We start from the raw sequence: 22,485 nt of genomic DNA on the forward strand, positions 1-22,485 counted from the left end.
GTATATGGGCTCTTCTTCAAAAATCAACGCCGACCTGACCAAAGCCGGGATCCATATTCAAAGGGAAGGGAATATCCATTTCAGAGAACAAGCCAAACAATTGACTCCGACGGCATTCAAAATCCAGGCTATGCAAAAACTCGAAGACAAATTAAACACTCTGGATCGGTTGAACCGTCAATATCATTTCAGTCCCAAATCCATGCAAATCCTGGAAACCTACATTAAAACCGATATCGCAACTCATATCCTGGACTTTGCTACCACCCGGAAATATTTCCAAAACGAGGAGCCGGAAAACAAAATCCTGCAAGCCGAAGTTCCTCAAGATTACTATGACTTCCTGAAAGAAATGCCGCTAAACGACCCCAACCTGCTTATTCCCTATGAAAATTGGGTATTTTTCAACCGTTTCGAATATATCCCTCCTTTCGAACAAGCCTACAAAATTTCCGCCCAATATGAAGTATCGGGGTTTCCCCGACTGATCGAAACCGAATGGAAAATAAAAGACAGCATCTGTTACCATTCTCTTCAGCTCGAACCCAACTTGAGTTATGACATTATAAAAATACGGGATCTGAGCACAAACCTCAAAAACTTGCAACGCAGTACAGCCGACAGTCTTGTAGCCCTCACATTAAAAGAAGTAAAAAACCCCTATCTCCGTCAAAAAGCCCATTACCTGCTCGAAAAATACTGTCCCCGGGAAATCAAGGCTTCCCGAGCATTACCAGCAGGAAAAGGTGCCGATATCTTCCGCAAAATCATCGCTCCTTACCAGGGGAAAGTGATCTACGTCGACTTTTGGGCTACGAGCTGTGGTCCTTGCCGGGCAGATATTCAAAACATGAAACCGCTCCGGGAACAGTATAGTGGAAAAAATATCGTATTCCTGTTCATCACAGACGAAAAATCTTCACCTATAAACGATTACAACCGATTCACAGCCGATCTGCAAGGAGAAAAATTCCGGATACCGGAGGACGAATACAATTATCTACGGGAACTTTTCCAAATCAATGGAATCCCGCACTACGAAATCATCAACAAACGGGGAGAAGTAGTCAATACAGCCTTTTACCGGCAAAATAAAAGCGATTTATTCGATACGTTGATAGAAGAACAGTAGAAACGGAAATAACGGATAAAACAGATAAAACAGCAGAAACAGCTGCTTTTACCGTTTTATCCGTTTATACCGCTTTCACCGTTTACTCACAAACTCCCGGATAAAGGCGGTCGTTTCGTCGATACCGTAAACGGAAGAACTGATACACAGGTCGTAAGATTCTGCAGCCCCCCAGATTTTATCGGTATAGTAATTATAATAAGAAGCCCGGGATTTATCTGCTTTCCGGATATATTCCTCGGCTTCTTTCTCTTCGATATGAGCATACTCGACAGCCCGCCGGATCCGGTCCTCCATACGGGCACTGATAAAAACACTTATGCAATTTTCATTATCCCGCAAGATATAGTCTGCACAACGGCCAACCAGGATACACGACTGTTCGGCAGCCACTTTACGGATCACATCCGACTGAATCTGAAACAACGATTCGTTCGACAGGTAATCGTTACTTTGAAAAATGGCGTTATTCATCGAAAAACCCATAGCTAAAGCTTTCAGCAGGCTACCGGAATTCCGTTCGTCCGCTTTCTCGAAAAATTCACCGCATATGCCGCTTTCTTTCGAAGCCAGGTTGATCAATTCTTTATCGTAAAACGCAATACCCAATTGTTCAGCCAGCTTCTTACCGACATAGCGGCCACCGCTACCGTACTGTCTTCCGATGGTGATGATTATTTTCTTTTCCATAAATATCAGTTTACAAACTCTATTACAAAGCTACCGAATCTTTTGTATTATTCAATCCCCCGGTCTTGAATTTCTTCAATTGCCAGCCCAACATCAACCCGGTTGTAATCGAAGCGATAAAATCCGCTACCGGAATACTTCCCCAAACGCCGTCGGTACCCCAATAATGCGGCAGGATAAGAAGACAGGGCAATAAAAAGATCAATTGGCGGGTTAAAGACAGGAAAATCGCTTTTCCGGCCATCCCGATCGACTGGAAAAAACTCGAGGATACCATCTGGAAACCGACCAAAGGGAAAAACAAAAGAATCAGGCGCATCCCATGTTCGGCAATATCGATCAAATCGGAATCACCGGTAAACATCCGGATAATCGTCCGTGGAAAAATCTGACAGATCAAAAATCCCAGAGTGGTCACGGTAATGGCACATAAGGTCGTATATTTCAATACCTGAATCATCCGGGACAGCTGCCGGGCACCGAAATTATATCCGGCAATAGGTTGCATCCCCTGATTAAATCCCATAACGATCATGATGAACAAAAACACAATACGGTTGACGATCCCATAAGCTCCGATATACATATCTCCCCCGAAATCTTTCAATCCATTATTGATCAGCAAAACGATCAGACAACTACAAAGATTCATCAGGAAAGGCGACAACCCGATAGCCAGCATTCCTCCGACAATATGCCATCTGACCTTGAAAATTCCTTTTTGAAAACGAATAAAACTTTTCGGACTGGAAAAATGGTACAACACCCCGAGCAAAGCCAAAAACTGGGCACAGATCGTCCCCAGGGCAGCTCCCTTGATTCCCATATCCAAAACAAAAATGAAAAGTGCATTCAGCACTCCGTTGATCAAGACGGCAAACAACGTCGCCATCATCGCCCTTTGCGGGTAACCCGAAGCCCTCATCACCTCATTGAGCCCCATATAAATATGAGTAATGAGGTTACCATAAAGGATTACCTTCATATAATCGCGGGCATACGGCAAAGTGTCCGCACTGGCCCCGAAAAAATAAAGGATCGGATCCAGAAAAATCAGGCATACCGTCATAAACAAAAAACCGATCACGGTATTCAGCAAAAGTACATTCCCGAGCACCGCCTCGGCACTTTTCAAATCCTTTTGTCCCATCTTCACAGACACCAGTGTAGAAGCTCCTACTCCCACCAGAGAGCCGAAAGCCGCCGCCAGATTAATAAAAGGGAAAGTCACGGCCAAACCGGCAATTCCCAATGCCCCCACCCCGTGTCCGATAAAAATACTGTCCATCATATTATACAACGAAGCAGCGGTCATTGCTACGATCGCCGGGACAGCATAACGCATCAATAATTTCTTAATATCCTCTGTTCCTAAAGACAGAGGCGATTGTTCCGACATAAAATAAATTTTAAAATTAAACACTCATGCCACCCACCTCCTACTAAAAGTCTTTTTTTTTACTTTCTACCTTTCTCCCCGCCTTTACCCTCTCCCTTTCCAGCTTTTACCCTTTAGTTTCTACTCTTCAGCCTTTAGCTTTTTAGCTTTTAACCTTTAGCCTTTAACTTTTAGCCTTTAGCTTCTACCCTCTATCATTTCTCTCAACGCCCCGATCGCCTCCTCTTCCGGGACAGCAGTACGCACCATTTTCCGGCCTTTATACAGGTTTACCTTTCCATTCCCTGCACCGACATAGCCATAATCGGCATCTCCCATCTCTCCGGGTCCGTTGACCACACAACCCATGACAGCGATTTTCAGCGTATTCAGATGTCCGAACGCTGCTTTCACCTTAGCCACCGCACCCTGCAAATCGAACAATGTCCTTCCACACCCCGGACAACTGATAAATTCTGCCTTATACCGACGCACTCCGGCAGACTGTAAAATATTCCGGCTCAATTCCAAAGGGAAAGTCAGGTCCTCTATTTCCGGTGTTTCGATCCAAAGACCACCGGCAAGACGGTCGAGGAAAAAACCGCCCAATTGTGAAGCCGCCACAAGACGGATTCGTTCTTTCTCCTTCCCCGGCACGACAGCCCGGATAATCGCCGGATTAGTCAGGCCGGCCTCCTGTATCCGGCGGAATATTTCCCGGTAAAGGCGATATTCGACAGGCAGTGCCAAAACCAACACCGCTTTCCCATCCTGCCGCAACCGGCCGGTTAAATCGGCATCCAGTTCTTCGGACCGGCAGATCTGCACCAATCTGTACTTGCTATCGATCGTCTGTTCCCCCTTTTTATATGCTCCGACACTGCATAACGGAGAAGCATTCCGGTTATAGACATGAGCCATATCCAGAATCTCCAGAGGTACGATAACCCCTGTATCCGGGGGTAATTTAGTCAATTCCGGTCCCAATGTCCCGGTATAAATCCATTCCGGTGCTTTTATACCGGCATGCAAACGGTCACCATATACCGGATCATTGACCTCACTTACGGTAAAACCGATCCGGTTCATCACCTGTTCGTCCAATACGGTTACTCCCGTCAATCCGGCCACGATACAAGGTTTCGAACACTCTCCTTTCAATGGGGTCCACCCTTTCAGATACTCCGGTTCGGAACAGATCCGGGCCAATTCGCAAGCCACAGGAATCTCGGCTTCGGGTTCCTCGGTCAGGGACACCCGGATCGTATCCCCGATTCCTTCATTCAACAGGGTTCCGATCCCCACTGCCGAACGGATACGTCCGTCTTCACCCTCACCGGCTTCCGTAACTCCCAAATGCAAAGGATAACACATTCCCTCAGCCTCCATTTTCTCCACCAGTAAACGTACGGCATCCACCATAGTCCGGCAATCGCTCGATTTCAGCGAAATCACCACATCTTTAAAGTCACAAGCCTGACACACCCGCAAATACTCCATCGTAGCCTCCACCATTCCCGCCGGGGTATCTCCATAGCGGCTCATAATACGATCGGACAACGAACCATGATTCGTACCGATGCGGACAGCCGTTCCATATTGCCGGCAAACCTCCAGAAACTCCGTAAATTTCTGCCGCAGGATTTCCAATTCAGCTGCATACTCCTCATCGGTATAGGTCAGCTTCTTAAAAGTGGCCCGTTTATCCGCAAAATTTCCCGGATTTATCCTCACCTTTTCCACATAACGGGCGGCAACCGAAGCAGCCTCAGCAACAAAATGAATATCCGCAGAAATCGGAGTCGTATATCCCCGTTCACGCAAACGACGGTGTATTTCCCCGAGCATCTCCGCTTCCTTCACTCCCGGAGCAGTAATCCTCACCAGCCGGCCACCGGCCTCGATAATCCGGATCGCCTGTTCGACACAAGCATCCACCTCCCGGGTCGACGTATTCAGCATCGATTGAACCAGCACCGGTTCTTCCGATGAAAGAACCACATTTCCTATTCGAACAGCAGTTGTTTTCCTTCGCATAATTTTCTTATTAGATCTTCCACGTGATCATACTCTTCATATTCTTCGTATTCCGGGGATTCCGGATATCCTTTCCCTCAGGGGTATAAAGAAAATCCAACTCTTCCCGGAAAACTTCGTACACCTTGTGCCGCACCACCTTCGAAGTTGAATTGACCGTTCCGTTCTGTGCCGTCAGAGGTTCCGGCAAGATCCCGACAACAGCAGGTAACCAGCGTTCGGGAAACATCCCTTCATACATGCCACCCTTACGGAATTTCATCAGTTCCTCATTCAATTTCGTCAGCATCAGCTTACAAGCTTCAACCGTTCCGGGTTCTTCTTCCCGTTGTTTTACATATTCGGTCAGAGCTGTTTTATTCGGAACGATCAGGCCGGCCGTATAAGGCGACTGATTATTGTACAACACACAATAATCGATATAGGGGGATAATTCGGCAATAGCTTCTTCGATTCCTTCGGGGCTATATTTTTCCCCGTCGCCGGCAATCAGCAGTGATTTAAAACGTCCCGATACAAACAACGACCCATCTTCACCGAGATAACCCCTGTCTCCGGTATACAACCAGCCGTCACGGATCGTCCCGGCCGTAGACTTCTCATTCTTCCAATATCCTTTCATCACATTCTTCCCCCGGATGACGATCTCTCCCTTTTCCCCTTTCTTCACTTCTGTCCCTGTTTCGTCACAAATCTTCAATTCCAAAGGTTTCACTACCTGTCCCGAAGACCCGAAACGGTAACGTTGCGGACAATTGGAACTAATCACCGGAGAAGCTTCGGACAATCCGTACCCTTGCAACATCGGGATACCCAGGGTACAGTAGTATCTTTGCAATTCCGTATCCAGTAAAGCCCCACCCCCGACAAAAAATTGCAGGTTACCGCCAAAAATTTTCCGGATCTTCGAAAATACCAGTATATCCATCAGCTTCACCACAGGCCACAGTAGCATACGTCCGCCTTTCCCCCGGAAATTTCCCTGACCATGATAGTAATATCCCCATTTCAGTCCCAGTCCGTAAAGTTTCCGGATCAGCCATCCCCGTTGCCGGATACCCGTCTCGATACTCCGCCGGAAATTCTTGGCCAAAGCAGGAACGCTCAGCAACACATGCGGCTTTATCTCTTTCATATTCAACGGAATATTACGCAGATATTCCATCGGTGACTTACCGAAATCGACGGCTGCCAACGAAGCCCCGTTATACATAAACGAATAAATCCCGACGGTATGTGCAAAACTATGATCCCAAGGTAAAAAAAGCAAAATCCGGAAATATTCCGGAATACGGATCAGGGAATCGGATTGCAACACGTTACTCACATAATTCTCATGGGTAAGCATAATTCCTTTCGGCTCGGCCGTCGTTCCCGAGGTATATGAAATATTGGCCAAATCGGCCCCACTAACTGTTGCGGCCTGTTTTTCCAACATTCCAGGGTACTCTGTCACCCAACGTTTTCCTTCATCTTTCAGACGTTCGAAAGAATTATATTTTCCTTCCTCAGCCGAAGAATAACGGATGACATAAATCTTTTCGATTTCGGGAAGTTCAGCTTCTATCCGCCGCAAAGTCGCTACATAATAATCCGATACGATCAGGAAACGGGCCCCGGAATGGCGGACACGAAATATCAATTCTTTATCCGTGAGTTTAATACTCAGGGGAACATTCACACCACCGGCATATAAAATACCCAATTCGGCGAACACCCAATCGTTACATCCCTCACTCAGCAAAGCAACGCGATCGCCCTTCTGCAAACCTCCGGCCAGCAAACCGGCCGCCACATCACCCACTTCCCGGCGAGTTTGCCGATAGGTCACCGACCGATACCCCCCTTCACGCTTTTCCCACAAATAAGCATTTTCCGGAAACTTCAGGCAACTCCGTTCCAGCAAATCGATCAATGTATGCAACTCCCCGTTCTTCATGGGGACAAAGATACAAAAACGTGCGTTCAAGGACAAACTTCAGGGAATAATCTCCCGTTTTCCCAAATGACGGGGACCTTTATGGACAACGATGTCGATAAAAACTTTCACCCGGGCCAATAATTCCCGGACCCGGGTCTTAACACCACTATAGACATCGACATCTTTCGCATTAAAACCGACGGCTTCGATTCCATTCCGCCCGGCAATATACAGGGCTCTCTCGTTATGAAACCGTTGGGAGATGATAGTAAACCGATCCTGTCCGAACACTTTTTTAGCCCTGATCACCGAATCGAGTGTACGTATCCCGGCAAAATCCATTACGATCACGCTATCCGGGATTCCATGGGCGATCAACGCTTTCCGCATCTCAACCGGTTCGTTATAATTCATGCGGCGATTATCTCCACTGACCAATATCCGGCTGATCTTACCGGCCTGAAAGAGTTCCACAGCAGCCGTGATCCGGTAATTGAAATAAAGATTCGGCCGACCACCCCGCAACTTCGGCGAAGTTCCCAACAACAACCCCACCCGATTTTCGGGAATTGTTTCTACCTGATCATACAAACAACTTTCAGTATTATGAATGATAATCCGATTACACAACAGAATCGTACCCAACAATAAGATAAGCCCAAATAATAAAAAGCGGACACAACATTTTATCCATTTCCTGCCTGTCTGTCTTTTTCTCCACATCAATATATATTTTTGCATACTCTGTCACTCACTTAGCATGAAATAACAAATATAAGTAAAGAATTCATCTCATCAAATAACCGAAGAATTTATACCGACTATCACTCAAAAGAGAGTTAATTCGTAATTATAAAAATAATCAAAAAACATGTATAATTTTTATATTTGAAATATAAATTATATTTTTGCTAAAAACTATGTAATCGAATAGATCGGTGCATGGAATATCGTAAGGGAAAATTTATTCTAAAACAGCATTGGAGCCAGCTATTTTTTTAATGGAATGATATTTGATAACTTATATGAAGAAGCCCGTAATTCAGGAGCATTGTATGAAATAACAGACACCTATCAGCCAAGGGAAGGTTCAGCCAATGGTCATGCTTATTCTATAAGGAAATACTAAAATAACCTAAAACAATTACAGTATGCTTCTTCATAATAAGTGGATTAGGGCAGGAATATTAATTGGAGTTATAGTACTATTTATTTTCAATTTAATTGCTATAAACCAAAATCCTAAATGCATTTTAATATTTTTACTATTACAACCATTAATTTTTCTTTTCAAAAAAACTTTTTGGAATAGACTATTAGGAATAGGTATTTTTTTATCTTATAGTCTTTTATTCTATTACTTACTTTTAGATCATTAATAATACAAGGTGTCTATATAGTGATTATATCAAAACCAAAGATACTTTATAATAAAGTATCTCACTCTCCATTATCGGTATTGCTGTATTTTCAATATTTTCATATCCTTTAAATTACGGTTATATTTTACTAATTTCAATTCTCGAGTTATTAGTTGGGAAGAAAAACGTTTTTAAATTCAAGATAAAAACATCAAAATCATGAACAACAACATACAGCAAAACAAATGAAACTCTTTCTATTACAACATCAATAACTATTATCTACTAATACACAAACGTTTCCATTTGTATAAAATTATACATTTTGAACTTTCTATGTAAAAAACAGAAAAAACATTTGGAATTTAAAAAAATTCGTCGCTATCTTTGTTGCATAAAAATGATAAAAACATGAAGCGTTTATCCCTACATCTCCTGAATATTATTATTCTCGTGGTCCTTAGCCACGGAACGGAGAGGGGTATATAAACGAAAATCGAACCGAAATATAAATTGATCATATGCCTTTCTCCCAAACGAGAAAGGCTTTTTTTTTAACAGACAGAAAAATGAACAAAACAATGTATCGCCATATTATCGTCATTAACATTCTACTCGTGGTCCTGCAAAGATAACGAGAGAAGGGTGACGCGTATATACACACTATTTGTAGAAGCCTTTCTCTCGCCGGGAGAAAGGCTTCTTCGCATTTAAGAACTTACTGCACAAAATAAAAGAAAATGAGAAATAACCTTAGAAGCGCTGTTACAATGACAGGCCGTCGGATGGCCGGAGCCAGAAGTTTGTGGAGAGCCAATGGTATGAAAGACGAACAATTCGGGATGCCCGTCATCGGCATCGTCAACTCGTTCACCCAGTTTGTACCGGGTCATACCCACCTGCACGAAATCGGACAATACGTAAAGACCTTAATAGAAGAACGCGGATGCTTCGCAGCCGAATTCAATACCATAGCCATCGACGACGGAATCGCCATGGGCCACGACGGGATGTTATACTCGCTTCCTTCGCGGGAAATCATCGCCGACAGTGTGGAATACATGGCCAACGCCCATCAGGTAGACGCTTTGTTTTGTATCAGTAATTGTGACAAAATCACTCCGGGCATGCTGATGGCTGCTATGCGTCTGAATATTCCGACGATTTTTGTATCCGGAGGCCCGATGGAAGCCGGTAATTTCGACGGCAAGGGAATAGATCTGATCGACGCCATGGTCATGAGTGCAGACAGCCGTTGCAGCGATGCAGATATCGAGAAAATCGAGCGTTGGGCCTGCCCCGGATGCGGTTCGTGTTCGGGCATGTTTACAGCCAACTCCATGAACTGTCTCAACGAAGCGTTGGGATTGGCGCTTCCCGGCAACGGTACCATTGTAGCCACCCACACTAACCGGCGGCGTTTGTTTGAAAAAGCTGCTTCATTAATCGTACAAATGGCCGGACAGTATTATTTCGAAGGGGACGATTCGGTATTACCCCGTAACATAGCGACCAAAGCCGCTTTCGAGAATGCCATGTCACTGGACATCGCCATGGGAGGATCGACCAATACCGTACTCCACCTGCTGGCCATCGCCCACGAAGCCGGAGTAGACTTCACCATGCAGGATATCGACCGCCTGTCGAGAAAAGTACCGGTGCTATGCAAGGTCGCTCCCAACTCTCACTTTCACATCCAGGATGTAAACCGGGCAGGAGGTATCCTGTCTATCCTCGGGGAATTGGCGGAAGCCGGTTTGATCGATACCACGGTCAACCGTGTCGGATACAAAAATCTGGCAGAATGCCTCTCGAAATACAACCTGAAAAGCCCGAAGCTCACTCAAAAGGCGCAAAAATTCTATCTCAGTGCACCCGGCGGCAAATTCAGCCGGGAACTGGGTTCTCAAAGTAAAACCTATGCCCGCTTCGATACCGACCGTCGGATGGGATGTATCCGGGATGTAAACCATGCTTATTTCAAAGACGGGGGACTGGCTGTCCTGACCGGGAACATCGCCCGCAACGGATGTATCGTAAAAACAGCCGGAGTAGATGAATCACTGTTCGTATTCCGGGGACGTGCCAAAGTATTCGAATCGCAGGAACAAGCCATGAACGGTATTCTGAACGATGAAGTAAAAGCCGGAGATGTCGTCGTCATCCGTTATGAAGGGCCTAAAGGCGGACCGGGCATGCAAGAAATGCTTTACCCCACTTCTTATCTGAAATCCAAACATCTGGACAAAGCCTGTGCCCTGATCACCGACGGACGATTTTCAGGAGGGACTTCGGGTTTATCCATCGGTCACATCTCACCAGAAGCAGCTGCCGGAGGAGCTTTAGCCATCGTCCGGGACGGCGATCTGATCGAAATAGACATTCCGGCACGGACCATCAACCTGCTACTGAGTGATCCCGATATTGCCGCCCGGTTAGCCGCTCAAAAAAACTTCGAACCGGCCGGACGCAAACGTACGGTACCCAAATCCCTGCAGGCTTACGCCCGGTTCGTCAGTTCAGCCGACCAGGGTGCCGTCCGCATTCTATAACCCATAAGTTTTTACTTTTTATCTCTTTTTTCGTATGAACACTACTACACAATCTATCTATATGGAAAAGCAAGTAACAAAGACAACTTGTTTTTCGGGCTCGAAAGCGGTAATCGAAACCCTTCTACGTGAAGGAGTGGATACCGTCTTCGGGTATCCCGGAGGAACAATCATGCCGGTATACGATGCGTTATACGACTATCGGGACCGTCTCAACCACATCCTCGTACGTCATGAACAGGGGGCATTACATGCCGCCCAGGGCTATGCCCGGGTAAGCGGACGTCCCGGTGTCTGTATCGTCACTTCGGGTCCCGGAGCTACCAATACGGTAACAGGCCTTGCCGACGCGATGATGGATTCGACTCCTGTCGTTCTGATCAGCGGACAGGTAGGTTCCGGTTTCCTGGGCACCGATGCTTTTCAGGAAACCAACTTCGTAGGGATCACCCAGGCTGTAACCAAATGGAACTGCCAGGTACGGCATGCCGCCGATATCCCTGCAGCCATCGCCAAGGCATTCTATATCGCCCGCACGGGACGTCCCGGACCCGTCGTGGTAGATATTACCAAAGATGCCCAGCAAGAAATGGCCGAATATCATTATGAAAAGGTCAGCTTCATCCGGAGTTATTGCCCGTCTCCGGCCATCGATAAAGAAAAAATTGCAGAAGCGGCCAAATTGATCAATCTGTCCCGTAAACCGTTGGCTTTAATCGGCCAGGGCGTCATCCTCGGCGGGGCAGAAAAAGAACTACGTGTTTTCCTGGAAAAAAGCGGTATCCCTGCAGCTTCCACTTTATTGGGACTGTCGGCCATTCCTTCCGATCATCCCCAATTCGTCGGTATGTTGGGTATGCATGGGAATTATGCCCCCAATATAAAAAACAAAGAATGCGATTTACTGATCGCGATAGGCATGCGTTTCGACGACCGGGTGACCGGAAATCCCGAACAATTCGGCATCAACGCCAAGATCATCCACCTGGAAATCGATCCTGCCGAAGTGAATAAAATCATATATGCCGACGTACCTGTCCTGGGAAATGTCAAAGAGACTTTACCCGCCCTGACAGAATTAGTGGTCCCCAACCGGCATACCGACTGGATAGCGGAATTCAAAGCCTGTTACAACATCGAATATCAGGAAATCATAGAACCGGCGCTCTACCCCACGAGCAAGCAAATCCGTATGGGAGAAGTAGTCGACCTGGTATCGAAAGCCTATCACCACGACGCGATTCTGGTCACCGATGTCGGGCAACAGCAGATGGTAGCTTCCCGTTATTTCCGCTTCAAACATACGCGGAGTATCGTCACTTCGGGTGGATTAGGCACCATGGGATTCGGCCTTCCGGCAGCTATCGGAGCAAAAATCGGAGCCCCCCAAAGAGAGGTTTGCCTGTTTGTCGGTGACGGTGGTTTTCAAATGAACCTGCAGGAACTCGGTACCATCTTTCAATCCCGGGTACCGGTGAAGATTATCCTGCTGAACAATAGCTTTCTGGGTATGGTGCGCCAATGGCAGGAACTCTTTTTCGACAAGCGGTACTCATTTACCGAAATGACTAACCCTGACTTCGGGGCAATCGCCCAAGGAAACGGTATCGCCTACCGGTGCGTGGAAAAACGGGACGAACTGGAAACAGCCATCCATGCCATGAAGGAACATCCCGGAGCCTTTCTGCTGGAGGTTCGGGTTGAACCGGAAGAGAATGTGTTTCCGATGGTTCCTGCCGGTGCAGCTGTGGGGGATGTGAGATTGGAATAAGGGAAAAGGTTGAAAGCTAAAGGCTATAGGCTGGAGGCCAGGAGGTAGAGGGGGGGGGGAGAAAGGGAAAAAAGGGAGAGAAAAAGAGATTATCGATAATAATAAAATAGAAAAATGATGCGATGAATAAAGAATATATCATAACGGTCTTTTCAGAAAACAAAGTAGGATTGCTAAGCCAGATCACGACGGTATTCACTTGCCGGGATATCAATATCGAAAGCCTGACGACTTCGGAATCGTCTATCCCGGGCATTCACAAATTTACCATAGTCGTCATCACCGATCCCGAAAAGATAGAGAAACTGGTCAAGCAGATCGAAAAGAAAATCGATGTACTGAAAGCCTTTGTTTTCACCCCGGATGAAGTGGTACAACAGGAAATCGCACTTTACAAAGTCACCCGGAGCAACAGTGTCGAAAAATTGGTACGCGACCACCATGTACGGATACTGGAAATCTGTGACGATTATATCGTACTGGAAAAGACCGGACACAAAGAGGATACCCAGTCTCTGTTCGAATTACTACAACCCCATGGAGTACAGCAATTCGTCCGGTCGGGCCAAATCGCGATCATCAAATCAAAACGCGAACTATTGAATGAATATTTACAGAAACGGGAAAATACGACGAAAGCGTAAACAACCCGGATTAAGGACAAAATAACACTAACAATTAAATCATTATTATTATGGCACAAATTAATTTCGGAGGAGTAAAAGAAAACGTAGTAACCAGAGAAGAATTTCCATTGGCAAAAGCGCTCGAGGTATTGAAAAACGAAACCATTGCTGTTATAGGATACGGTGTACAAGGTCCCGGTCAGGCCCTGAACCTGAAAGACAACGGTTTCAACGTAATCGTAGGTCAGCGCCGGGGAAGTAAAACCTGGGATAAAGCCGTAGCCGACGGCTGGATACCCGGCGAAACCCTGTTCGACATCGAAGAAGCCGCCCGGAGAGGAACGATCATACAATATTTACTATCGGATGCAGGTCAGATCGCCGTATGGCCGACTATTCAAAAACACCTGACTCCCGGCAAAGCCCTCTATTTCTCACATGGTTTCGGTATCACCTATAAAGATCGCACAGGCATCATCCCGCCGGCCGATGTCGATGTCATCCTGATCGCTCCGAAAGGCTCGGGTACTTCATTGCGGAGAATGTTCTTACAGGGACGGGGATTAAATTCCAGTTATGCCATCTTCCAGGATGCCACCGGCAAAGCTTGGGACCGGGTTATCGCTTTAGGAATCGGAGTAGGCTCGGGTTATCTGTTCGAGACCACCTTTCAGCGGGAAGTATATTCCGACCTGACAGGAGAACGGGGTACTCTGATGGGAGCGATCCAGGGCATTTTTGCAGCCCAGTACGACACTTTACGCGAACACGGCCACACCCCTTCGGAAGCCTTCAACGAAACCGTCGAGGAACTGACCCAAAGTCTGATGCCTTTAATTGCAGAAAACGGTATGGACTGGATGTATGCCAACTGCTCGACGACAGCACAACGGGGAGCACTCGATTGGTGGAAGAAATTCCGGGATGCCGCCAAACCGGTATTCGACGAATTGTACGGCCAGGTATCTTGTGGCAACGAAGCCCAACGTTCGATCGATTCCAACAGCCGGCCCGACTATCGTGAAAAACTGGAAAAAGAACTTCAGACCATGCGCGAATCCGAGATGTGGCAAGCCGGTGCCGTCGTTCGGAAACTGAGACCGGAAAACAATTAAAGCGAAAAGGCTAGAAGCAAAAAGCTAGAAGCGAAAAGTAAAAAGTGAAAGGAGATCGGCGAAAAAGCAAAAGATGAAAAGCGCCCCAATAACCTTCACTAATCCCTTTCCCTTTTTTACCTACTCCCGCTTCCACCTTATAACTTATAGCTTTTAGCCTAATAGCCTTTTCGCCTCTAACCTTTTACCTCATCACCTCATGCGTGAAAAAGTATATATATTCGATACCACCCTTCGGGATGCAGAGCAAGTTCCGGGGTGTCAGCTGAATACAATCGAAAAGATAGAAGTTGCCAGGCAGCTCGAGAAACTGGGTGTAGACATCATCGAAGCCGGTTTCCCCATCTCGAGTCCCGGGGATTTCAATTCCGTTGTAGAGATTTCTAAAGCAGTAACCGTTCCAACCATCTGTGCTCTGACCCGGGCTGTAAAAAAAGACATCGAAGTGGCTGCCGAAGCATTGAAATTTGCCAAACGGGGACGTATCCATACCGGAATCGGTACCTCCTGGTATCATATCCACGAAAAATTGAATTCCACTCCCGACGAAATCGTCGGGAGAGCGGTAGAGGCCGTAAAATATGCCCGTCGATTTGTCGATGATGTCGAATTTTACGCCGAAGATGCAGGCCGTACAGAAGAAGAATACCTGGCCCGGGTAGTAGAAGCAGTGATCAAAGCCGGCGCCACCGTCGTCAATATCCCCGACACCACGGGGTATTGTCTGCCGAACGAGTACGGAGCAAAGATCGCCTATCTGATGAATCATGTCCCCAACATCGACAAAGCCATTATTTCCACTCATTGCCACAACGATCTGGGCATGGCCACTGCCAACACTTTAGCCGCCGTACAAAACGGAGCACGGCAGGTCGAAGTGACGATCAACGGCCTCGGCGAACGGGCCGGTAACACCGCCCTCGAAGAAATCGTGATGGCGATTGCCTGTCACAAAAATCTGGATTTCAATATCGGTATCAACACCAGGCAAATCATCGCTACCAGCCAGCTGGTATCCAGTTTGATGCGGGTGCCGGTACAACCCAACAAAGCCATCGTCGGCCGTAATGCTTTCGCCCATTCGTCGGGCATCCACCAGGACGGTGTACTGAAAAGCCGGGAGACCTATGAAATCATCGCCCCGGAAGACGTAGGGGTCGATCAGTCCAGTATCGTCCTCACCGCCCGTAGTGGCCGTGCAGCACTGAAACATCATTTGAAAGCCATCGGTTATACTCCCGACAATGACGAACTCGACGCCATCTACCAGCGCTTTCTGGAATTAGCCGATAAGAAAAAAGACATTACCACCCGCGACCTGGAAGTACTTGCCGGTAGTGAAGCTTCGCGCAAACACCGCGACATGAAACTGGTGGGGTTGCAGGTTGTATGCGGCTCGACTTCCATACCGACAGCAACTGTGCAAATCAGCTTCGGAGGAGATATTTTCACCGAAACAGCCAGCGGTAACGGCCCGGTCGATGCAGCCATCAATGCTGTAAAAAGCATCACCAAACGACGGGTACATCTGGAAGAATACCTGGTACAGGCCATCACCCGGGGAAGCGACGACCTGGGTAAAGTACACGTACAAGTCTCCCACAAAGGCAAAATGTACCACGGTTTCGGCGCCAACACAGACATTGTCACCGCATCGGTCGAGTCGTTCCTGGATGCGATAGCTAAAATAAGTTAGTACCCCAAAGTCAAAATACACCTTATGAAAACTTTATTCGATAAAATCTGGGATGCCCATACGGTCGACACCATCGCCGGAGGTTCATGTGTGCTCTATATCGACCGGCAATACATTCACGAAGTAACGAGTCCACAAGCTTTCGAAGGGCTTCATTCGCGCGGCGCGAAAGTATTCCGTCCGGCTCAGGTCACAGCCAGCCCCGATCACAATATACCCACACAAAATCAACATCTGCCGGTACAGGATCTGCAATCCGCCCGGCAACTGTCGATGCTCGAAAATAACTGTACCGAACACGGTATCACGATTTTCAAAGTCGGTACCCCCAAAAACGGAATTATCCATGTGGTGGGTCCCGAAACAGGTCTGACCCAACCGGGAATGACCATCGTCTGTGGAGACAGCCATACTTCCACCCACGGAGCTATAGGCTGCGTGGCGTTCGGCATCGGAACCAGCGAGGTAGAAATGGTATTAGCCTCCCAATGTGTATTGCAATCCAAACCCAAGACCATGCGGATCAATGTCGAAGGACAATTGAATCCCGGAGTTTGTTCGAAAGATATCATTTTATATCTCATTTCGAAACTAGGTACCGGCGGCGGTACCGGACATTTCATCGAATTTGCCGGATCGGCTATCCGCTCGCTATCGATGGAAGCCCGGATGACGATCTGTAATATGAGCATCGAAATGGGAGCCCGCGGCGGGATGATCGCTCCGGACGAAACGACCTTTGCCTACCTGAAAGGCAGGGAATATGCGCCCCAAGGAACCGAATGGGACAAATCTGTCGCACAATGGAAGCAGCTATACAGTGATCCCGACGCCATCTTCGACAAAGAAGTCACATTCGATGCTGCCGACATCTACCCTATGATCACCTACGGCACCAACCCCGGCATGGGAATCGCCCTCACCCACTCTATCCCTGAAGTCTCCGAAATCGAAAAGACTTCCCTGCCTTCCTTCTTAAAAGCTCTGGAATACATGAACTTCAAACCGGGCGAAAAGCTACTGGGCAAACCGGTCGACTATGTTTTTGTCGGCAGTTGTACCAATGGACGGATCGAAGATCTGCGGGTATTCGCCGACTATGTGAAAGGCAAGCAAAAAGCAGCAGGCGTGACAGCCTGGATCGTTCCGGGCAGCAAACAGGTAGAAAAACAAGCCATCGACGAAGGGATCAGGGATACACTCGAGGCTGCAGGCTTCGAATTGCGGCAACCGGGATGCTCCGCCTGCCTGGCAATGAACGACGACAAAATTCCGGCAGGGAAATATTGTGTCTCCACCTCCAATCGTAATTTTGAAGGCCGGCAAGGACCGGGAGCCCGCACTCTACTGGCAGGCCCACTCGTCGCTGCTGCCTGTGCTATCCACGGCATAATCACCGTCCCCGACTCACTCCAACTCAGTAACTCAGCAACTCAGCAACTCAGTAACTCAGTAACTCTTTTCAACTCATGATAAACCAATTCACAACCCTAACATCCACAGCGATACCACTGAAAATCGAAAATGTAGACACCGACCAGATCATTCCGGCCCGTTTTTTGAAAGCGACCACCCGGGAAGGGTTCGGCAAACAATTGTTTTTCGACTGGCGGTATGATGCTCAGGGAAACCCGAAAACAGATTTCGTCCTGAACTCCCCCGACTATACCGGAGAAATTTTAATTGCAGGGAAAAATTTCGGCTGTGGTTCCAGCCGTGAACATGCGGCCTGGGCCATTTATGGAGCAGGTTTCAAAGTAGTCATTTCCAGTTTTTTCGCCGATATTTTCCGCAACAATGCCCTGAACAACGGATTACTTCCTGTACAGGTGAGCGAATCGTTTCTGGCAAAGCTATTCCAGGTCGTCCGGTCAGCTCCTTCGACCACCGTCAGTATCGATCTGGAACGGCAGACCGTCACCTTGACAGCCACAGGAGAGCAAGAACTTTTCGAAATTTCTCCCTACAAAAAAGAGTGTTTGTTGAAGGGATACGATGATGTCGACTATCTGATGAGCATACACCATAAGATCGAAGCATTTGAAAAGACCCGTTAAAACGATCGGCGAGCCTTCGGTTCTGACAAAGCCAGTGCAAGAGTCGCCTTATGAACCTTACAAACTCATTTCATCATGGATTTAAAAATAGCAGTATTACCCGGTGACGGCATCGGACCGGAAATCATAGAACAGGCCATCAAAGCCATCGATGCCACTTGCAAAAAATACGGTCATACCGTCGGCTATACCTACGGATCAGTAGGGGCAACAGCCATCGACAAGACCGGGAATCCTTATCCGGAAGAAACTCACCGGATTTGTATGCAATCGGATGCCGTATTGTTCGGAGCGATCGGGGATCCCCGTTTCGACAACAATCCCCAAGCCAAAGTCCGTCCGGAACAAGGATTGCTGGAAATGCGCAAAAAATTAGGATTATATGCCAACCTCCGTCCGGTCAGTACTTTCAAATCCCTTGTTCACCGCTCTCCTCTGCGACAAGAACTCGTAGAAGGGGCCGATTTCATCTGTATCCGGGAACTCACCGGCGGCATTTATTTCGGGCGGCCCCAGGGACGTTCGGAAGACGGGCAAACCGCTTTCGACAGTTGTGTATACACCAAAGCCGAAATCAAACGGATTTGCCGATTAGGTTTCGAATACGCCATGAAGCGCCGCAACAAACTGACAGTTGTCGATAAAGCCAATGTCCTGGCAACCTCCCGGCTATGGCGCGAAACCGTACAAGAGATGGCTCCGGCTTATCCTCAGGTAAATGTCGAATACATGTTTGTCGACAATGCGGCGATGAAACTCATCCAGCAACCCAAACATTTCGATGTCATCGTTACAGAAAACATGTTCGGCGATATCCTCACCGACGAAGCCAGTGTCATCACAGGCTCATTAGGCTTGCTGCCTTCCGCTTCTATCGGTATCCACACCTCGCTGTTCGAACCGATCCACGGTTCCTATCCTCAGGCCGCCGGCAAAAATGTGGCCAATCCTCTGGCAACCATTTTATCCGCCGCTATGATGTTCGAATATGCCTTCAACCTGAAAGCAGCCGGAGCAAGCATCCGCCAGGCAGTCGATCGTTCGGTCGAAGCCGGTATCGTTACCGAAGATATCGCTGAAGACGGACAGGCCTATCCGACCAGCGAAGTAGGCGATTTTATAGCAAAGAACATCGGGTAAATGAAAAAACAGACCAATTAAACCGAACAATATGAGTGATCCTTATTTTCCTTCTTTGAAAGATATCATGACGGCGGAGCATACGCTCAACGACATCCTGGTCCCGACACCCCTCATGAAAAACAGAAATCTATCCGATAAATACGAAGCCAATATCTTTCTGAAACGGGAAGATCTTCAAATGGTGAGATCGTATAAAATCCGGGGAGCTTATAATAAAATCAAATCCCTGACTCCTGAAGAGATGGAGAAAGGAGTGGTTTGTGCCAGTGCCGGCAATCATGCCCAAGGCGTAGCCTTCTCCTGCAGCAAACTCGGTATCCAGGGAAAAATCTATATGCCCGTTACTACTCCCAGGCAAAAGATCAACCAGGTAAAAATGTTCGGGGGTAAATCCATTGAAGTCGTCCTGACGGGAGATACTTTCGATCAGGCCAATACAGCAGCAATCGAAGCCTGTAAAAAAAACGATATGGTATTTATCCCTCCCTTCAACGATCCCCGGATCATCGAGGGGCAGGCAACCGTCGGTTTAGAAATCATTCAGGAAGCCCGGATGAAGCTCGATTATATCTTTGTACCGATCGGTGGTGGCGGACTGGCTTCCGGTATCGGTAGTTTCTATAAGCAAATGAGCCCGAAGACCAAGATCATCGGAGTCGAACCGGCCGGTGCCGCCGGAATGAAAAAATCGTTCGAATGCGGAGAGGTAACCGAACTGAACGAAGTAGATAAATTTGTCGACGGAGCAGCCGTACAACGGGTAGGAGAGCTCACTTACGCTATCTGCAAGAAAGTATTGGACGACATCGTCGTCGTGCCCGAAGGCAAGATTTGTACGACGATCCTGAATCTTTACAACTTCGACGCTATCGTAGTAGAGCCGGCAGGAGCCCTGAGTATGAGTGCTCTCGACTTTTACAAAAATGAAATTAAAGGAAAAAACGTCGTTTGTGTGGTCAGCGGCAGCAACAACGACATCACCCGCATGGAAGACATCAAGGAGCGCTCTTTATTATATGAAGGCCTGAAACATTACTTCGTCGTCCGTTTTCCGCAAAGAGCCGGCGCACTCCAGAGTTTTGTCAGCAACGTCCTGGGCCCCCACGACGACATCACCTATTTCGAATACAAGAAGAAGACAAACCGCGAAAAAGGCCCTGCCCTCATCGGCATCGAGATCCAGCATCCCGAAGATTTCCAGGGCCTGCTGGACCGCATGAAATCCGAAGGTATCCTCTACGAATATCTCAATGACAATCCGAACCTATTCGAATTCCTGATCGGATAATCCGTCGCCGGGTAAGGTGTCCCAAAAGTCTTTTTGAAACCGATCTGATCGGCGAATTCTTTCCCAATCCTATTTCAGAAAAACCGGTTTCATTTCCTTGCTTCCAAAAGAAGTAAAAGAACTGAAGGAATACATCGAAGAATACCACAGCATCCGGGAAGGAGACGGCCGGAACTGGAAAAATCAAAAAAGAAAATCGAAACAGCAATAGAATGTAAACAAATATACGATTTTTTAATAAGTCGATACATTTCTTTGGGAATTAAGAAATATTTTCTTATTATTGAAGTCTAAAAACAAACTTATGAAACTGATTTCCACCCTCATTTTTCTATTGTGTGTAACTTTTGCATTTGCAGAATGCTACGACAACCATTTCGACGAGTGCCGGATCGAACGGCAAAACGGGAAATACGGTATCGTGGTCGACAAACAGCTGGCCATACCGTACGAGTACGACGAAATCGTACCTCAACACAATTGTTTTTTCAAAGTCAGAAAGGGCCGGAAATACGGTATCATCAGTTATTTTTATGAAGAGCACAAACGGGATGGCCGGTTTCCGAAAGAGATTGACCGGCCGATTGCCCTGAAAAAAGGGTATGCCTGGCTTTACCTTTCCCTCGCTTGTGAATACGATAAGATCGAAGAATATGAAAATCAGTATCTTCAAATCAGCCGCGACGACCGGAAAGGAATTGTCAATTATTACGGGACCCTGGTCTTGCCCTGCCGTTTTGAAAAAATAGAATTATCGAATAATTTTTTTTGGGTATCGTCGGAAGGGTTATACGGAATTTACAACCGGTACGGTTCGACAATTATCCCCTGCCGCTATAACCAGATCGAACTCACCGACCGTTGTTTTTACGTCTGCCGGGACCGGCTCAAAGGGGTTTACAACCGCTATGGAAGTGTTATTATCCCTTGCCAATTCAGCCAGATCGAATGCAAAGACAATGCCTATTACGTGACAAAAGGCAAATATCAGGGCATATACAACCTGTACGGTTCGGTAATCGTTCCTACCCAATACACTTCGATATACAAAGAAGGGGGGAAATACCTGGTTGAAAACGACAGTCTGAAAGGGATCGTCAATGCCTATGGAAGTACCGTTATCCCCTGCAAATACAACACGATAGAATACGAAGACGGAGTTTATTATGTGTCGGCAGGCGGTAAATACGGAATTTACAACACTTACGGCTCGACGATACTTCCCTGCCGATACAGTTCTGTCCGGAAAGAAGGAAGAGAATATCTGGTGGAGAATAACGGTCTTCAGGGTATCGTCAACACCTATGGAAGTACGATTATTCCTTGCCGCTACAACAAAATACAACAGGAAGGGAATATTTATTACGTCACGGCAAACGGTAAAAAGGGCATATTCAACCGGTACGGCTCGACCATTATTCCCTGCCAGTATGACGAGATCATTTCTTTAGGCCATCGTTATATCGTCAAACGGGACAAGAAGTTCGGGGTATACAACCAATATGGCTCTACCATACTGCCTTGTCAGTTTCAGAAAATCGAATGCCTGAATAACGGGCATTATGTCACCACCCGTGACAAAAGCCAACAGGTGTATAATGCCTATGGGGCGCTATTGGAAAACCGTACGAATATGAAGGTGGTCTTCTCGACCGAAGACTGATTTTTTACCGGTTAGATTTGATTTTTGCGTGTTAAGTCGGTATCGTATTGACTTA

16 protein-coding genes are annotated in these 22,485 nt (G+C 47.1%); 11 read left to right on the forward strand and 5 right to left on the reverse strand.

What is annotated here, in order from left to right:
* A partial coding sequence (locus WS34_RS09515; protein WP_046404478.1) for a TlpA family protein disulfide reductase occupies nt 1–1,132 on the forward strand: 1,132 nt, incomplete at its 5' end.
* A gap of 75 nt (nt 1,133–1,207) precedes the next feature.
* On the opposite strand, the gene WS34_RS09520 is transcribed toward WS34_RS09515, so the two are convergent.
* From WS34_RS09520 to WS34_RS09540, 5 genes are all read right to left on the reverse strand, one after another.
* The gene (locus WS34_RS09520) at nt 1,208–1,822 is read right to left on the reverse strand and encodes a cytidylate kinase-like family protein (RefSeq protein WP_013613077.1); all 615 of its coding nucleotides are present in this window, start codon (nt 1,820–1,822) and stop codon (nt 1,208–1,210) included.
* A 22-nt stretch (nt 1,823–1,844) separates the two neighbouring features.
* Nucleotides 1,845–3,221: an MATE family efflux transporter gene (locus WS34_RS09525; RefSeq protein WP_022159763.1), complete on the reverse strand. Its 1,377-nt coding sequence runs from the start codon at nt 3,219–3,221 to the stop codon at nt 1,845–1,847.
* Nucleotides 3,222–3,398: 177 nt separating this feature from the next.
* Nucleotides 3,399–5,237, reverse strand: coding sequence for a (E)-4-hydroxy-3-methylbut-2-enyl-diphosphate synthase (gene ispG, locus WS34_RS09530; RefSeq protein WP_013613075.1), 1,839 nt, complete (start codon nt 5,235–5,237; stop codon nt 3,399–3,401).
* A gap of 10 nt (nt 5,238–5,247) precedes the next feature.
* On the reverse strand, nt 5,248–7,176 hold the full coding sequence (locus tag WS34_RS09535) for an AMP-dependent synthetase/ligase (RefSeq protein ID WP_022159761.1): 1,929 nt from the start codon (nt 7,174–7,176) through the stop codon (nt 5,248–5,250).
* A 39-nt stretch (nt 7,177–7,215) separates the two neighbouring features.
* Nucleotides 7,216–7,881 (reverse strand): SanA/YdcF family protein, encoded by a 666-nt coding sequence (locus WS34_RS09540; protein WP_272053825.1) that lies wholly within the window; start codon nt 7,879–7,881, stop codon nt 7,216–7,218.
* A 1,378-nt stretch (nt 7,882–9,259) separates the two neighbouring features.
* On the opposite strand from WS34_RS09540, the gene ilvD reads away from it, so the two are divergent.
* The 10 genes from ilvD to WS34_RS09590 all read left to right on the forward strand — a co-directional run bounded on the left by ilvD (nt 9,260) and on the right by WS34_RS09590 (nt 22,430).
* Nucleotides 9,260–11,071 (forward strand): dihydroxy-acid dehydratase, encoded by a 1,812-nt coding sequence (gene ilvD / locus WS34_RS09545; RefSeq protein ID WP_046404480.1) that lies wholly within the window; start codon nt 9,260–9,262, stop codon nt 11,069–11,071.
* Nucleotides 11,072–11,105: 34 nt separating this feature from the next.
* Nucleotides 11,106–12,842 carry a biosynthetic-type acetolactate synthase large subunit gene (ilvB, locus tag WS34_RS09550; protein WP_013613070.1) on the forward strand — a complete coding sequence of 579 codons (1,737 nt, stop codon included), beginning with the start codon at nt 11,106–11,108 and terminating at the stop codon, nt 12,840–12,842.
* Nucleotides 12,843–12,964: 122 nt separating this feature from the next.
* Nucleotides 12,965–13,486: an acetolactate synthase small subunit gene (gene ilvN, locus WS34_RS09555; RefSeq protein WP_022159574.1), complete on the forward strand. Its 522-nt coding sequence runs from the start codon at nt 12,965–12,967 to the stop codon at nt 13,484–13,486.
* A gap of 50 nt (nt 13,487–13,536) precedes the next feature.
* A complete protein-coding gene (ilvC, locus tag WS34_RS09560; RefSeq protein ID WP_013613068.1) occupies nt 13,537–14,583 on the forward strand; it encodes a ketol-acid reductoisomerase in 1,047 nt (348 codons plus the stop codon).
* A 199-nt stretch (nt 14,584–14,782) separates the two neighbouring features.
* Nucleotides 14,783–16,279: a 2-isopropylmalate synthase gene (locus WS34_RS09565; protein WP_013613067.1), complete on the forward strand. Its 1,497-nt coding sequence runs from the start codon at nt 14,783–14,785 to the stop codon at nt 16,277–16,279.
* A 24-nt stretch (nt 16,280–16,303) separates the two neighbouring features.
* Nucleotides 16,304–17,752 carry a 3-isopropylmalate dehydratase large subunit gene (gene leuC, locus WS34_RS09570; RefSeq protein ID WP_046404483.1) on the forward strand — a complete coding sequence of 483 codons (1,449 nt, stop codon included), beginning with the start codon at nt 16,304–16,306 and terminating at the stop codon, nt 17,750–17,752.
* Nucleotides 17,749–18,336 (forward strand): 3-isopropylmalate dehydratase small subunit, encoded by a 588-nt coding sequence (gene leuD / locus WS34_RS09575; protein ID WP_013613065.1) that lies wholly within the window; start codon nt 17,749–17,751, stop codon nt 18,334–18,336. The genes leuC and leuD overlap by 4 nt, the downstream gene beginning before the upstream one ends.
* Nucleotides 18,337–18,411: 75 nt before the next feature.
* Complete coding sequence (gene leuB, locus WS34_RS09580; protein ID WP_046404484.1) at nt 18,412–19,476, forward strand: 3-isopropylmalate dehydrogenase; 1,065 nt, start codon at nt 18,412–18,414, stop codon at nt 19,474–19,476.
* 31 nt (nt 19,477–19,507) lie between these two features.
* Entirely contained in the window at nt 19,508–20,767 is a 1,260-nt protein-coding gene (gene ilvA, locus WS34_RS09585) for a threonine ammonia-lyase (protein ID WP_013613063.1), read from the forward strand.
* A 304-nt stretch (nt 20,768–21,071) separates the two neighbouring features.
* Nucleotides 21,072–22,430 (forward strand): WG repeat-containing protein, encoded by a 1,359-nt coding sequence (locus tag WS34_RS09590; RefSeq protein ID WP_046404487.1) that lies wholly within the window; start codon nt 21,072–21,074, stop codon nt 22,428–22,430.
* Nucleotides 22,431–22,485: the final 55 nt, after the last annotated feature.

Origin of the sequence: Odoribacter sp. N15.MGS-14 (assembly GCF_000980245.1) — a bacterium.
GTDB lineage: Bacteria > Bacteroidota > Bacteroidia > Bacteroidales > Marinifilaceae > Odoribacter > Odoribacter splanchnicus.

Coding starts and splice junctions, on each gene's coding strand:
- WS34_RS09520 (WP_013613077.1), bottom strand. CDS start 1,822: ATGGAAAAGAAAATAATCATCACCATCGGAAGACAGTACGGTAGCGGT.
- WS34_RS09525 (WP_022159763.1), bottom strand. CDS start 3,221: ATGTCGGAACAATCGCCTCTGTCTTTAGGAACAGAGGATATTAAGAAA.
- ispG (WP_013613075.1), bottom strand. CDS start 5,237: ATGCGAAGGAAAACAACTGCTGTTCGAATAGGAAATGTGGTTCTTTCA.
- WS34_RS09535 (WP_022159761.1), bottom strand. CDS start 7,176: ATGAAGAACGGGGAGTTGCATACATTGATCGATTTGCTGGAACGGAGT.
- WS34_RS09540 (WP_272053825.1), bottom strand. CDS start 7,881: ATGTGGAGAAAAAGACAGACAGGCAGGAAATGGATAAAATGTTGTGTC.
- ilvD (WP_046404480.1), top strand. CDS start 9,260: ATGAGAAATAACCTTAGAAGCGCTGTTACAATGACAGGCCGTCGGATG.
- ilvB (WP_013613070.1), top strand. CDS start 11,106: ATGAACACTACTACACAATCTATCTATATGGAAAAGCAAGTAACAAAG.
- ilvN (WP_022159574.1), top strand. CDS start 12,965: ATGAATAAAGAATATATCATAACGGTCTTTTCAGAAAACAAAGTAGGA.
- ilvC (WP_013613068.1), top strand. CDS start 13,537: ATGGCACAAATTAATTTCGGAGGAGTAAAAGAAAACGTAGTAACCAGA.
- WS34_RS09565 (WP_013613067.1), top strand. CDS start 14,783: ATGCGTGAAAAAGTATATATATTCGATACCACCCTTCGGGATGCAGAG.
- leuC (WP_046404483.1), top strand. CDS start 16,304: ATGAAAACTTTATTCGATAAAATCTGGGATGCCCATACGGTCGACACC.
- leuD (WP_013613065.1), top strand. CDS start 17,749: ATGATAAACCAATTCACAACCCTAACATCCACAGCGATACCACTGAAA.
- leuB (WP_046404484.1), top strand. CDS start 18,412: ATGGATTTAAAAATAGCAGTATTACCCGGTGACGGCATCGGACCGGAA.
- ilvA (WP_013613063.1), top strand. CDS start 19,508: ATGAGTGATCCTTATTTTCCTTCTTTGAAAGATATCATGACGGCGGAG.
- WS34_RS09590 (WP_046404487.1), top strand. CDS start 21,072: ATGAAACTGATTTCCACCCTCATTTTTCTATTGTGTGTAACTTTTGCA.